Below are 1579 nucleotides of genomic sequence, written 5' to 3'. Positions count from 1 at the left end.
GATCTCCACCAGAGCCCGATAGCACACCGGCTCTTGCGTCCACTTGCCAAAGCCGTTCACCAGGACCGCCAAGCCTTGCGCCGTAAAATCGGAGAGCCCGACATCCGGGCGATCGGCGCGGCGAAGGACCTCCCTGCCAATGGTGACCGTAGCCTCGCGCATCTTCTGCTGATCCGGCCACTTGCTGAAACCATTCACTAAGGTCACCAGGTGTTGATCGGCAGATCCGGCGAGTTGGCCGGCGCGGGACACGATCTCCTCGGCGAGGCCCACTGCAGCTTGGCGCACTTCAGGCTCCTCGGGCCACTTGCTGAATCCGTTCACCAGGTTCGCCACATGTTGGTCAGTAAATCCACGGAGGTGACTGGTGCGGCGGAGAATCTCGCAGGCAACTGCGGCCGTGGCTTCGCGCGTCTTCTCCTGTTCGGGCCATTTGCTGAAACCGTTCACCAGATTCGCCAAATGTTGATCGGCAAATCCGGCGAGTTGGCCGGCGCGGGAGGCGATCTCCCCGGCGATGGCGACCGCCGCCTGGCGCATGCCTGGCTCTTGCGGCCACTTGGCGAAGCCGTTCACCAGATTGGCCAGATCCTGCTCAGGGAAACGAGAAAGTCGGGCGTCGCGGCTGACCTCAGAGGCGATGGCGACGGCCGCTTCGCGCGTCTTCTCCTGTTCGGGCCATTTGCTGAAACCGTTCACCAGATTCGCCAAATGTTGATCGGCAAATCCGGCGAGTTGGCCGGCGCGGGAGGCGATCTCCCCGGCGATGGCGACCGCCGCCTGGCGCATGCCTGGCTCTTGCGGCCACTTGGCGAAGCCGTTCACCAGATTGGCCAGATCCTGCTCAGGGAAACGAGAAAGTCGGGCGTCGCGGCTGACCTCAGAGGCGATGGCGACGGCCGCTTCGCGCGTCTTCACCTGTTCCGGCCACTTGCTGAAACCATTCACCAGATTGGCCAGATGTTGATCCGTGAATCGACCCAGCTCCCTGGCACGCGCAACGATCTCGCGGGCAACGTTGACTGCAGCCTGGCGCATATTGGGTTCTTCGGGCCACTTGCTGAAACCGTTCACCAGTATGGCCAGCTGCTGATGGGTAAATCCCTTGATTTTGTCGGCACGGGAGGCGATCTCCCCGGCGATGGCGACCGCCGCCTGACGTATGCCTGGCTCTTGCGGCCACTTGCTGAAACCGTTTACCAAAGTGGCCAGCTCCTGCTCAGGAAAGCGACCGAGTCGGTTGGCCTCGCGACTGATCTCAGAGCCGATGGCGATCGTCGCTTCGCGCGTGCTTTCCTGTTCCGGCCACTTGCTGAAACCGTTCACCAGGTTCGCCAGGTCCTGCGGTACAAAATCGGAGAGCCGCTTGGCTCGGCTTGCGAGGTACGTCACCTCGGTGCCGATAGCGCTGGTGGCGTCCCGACACTCCGCCTGGTTCGGCCATTTGCTGAAGCCATTGACCAGGTTGGTCAAGCTCTGCGGATTGAATTGGGAAAATCCCTCCGTCTCAGCGCGGCGAAGAACCTCACCAGCAACTGCGAAAGTGCCCTCGCCACACCCTGGCTGGTCAGGCCACTTG

General features: G+C 62.3%; 1 pseudogene. It reads right to left on the bottom strand.

Annotated features, from left to right (window positions below):
- A pseudogene (locus tag LCM4577_RS28980) lies at nucleotides 1–1473 on the bottom strand (hypothetical protein); the annotation flags it as partial.
- Nucleotides 1474–1579 lie beyond the last annotated feature (106 nt).

It is taken from the genome of Mesorhizobium sp. LCM 4577, assembly GCF_001854795.2.
In the GTDB taxonomy this organism is placed as follows: domain Bacteria; phylum Pseudomonadota; class Alphaproteobacteria; order Rhizobiales; family Rhizobiaceae; genus Mesorhizobium; species Mesorhizobium plurifarium.
This window is presented reverse-complemented; position numbering and strand designations above follow the sequence as displayed.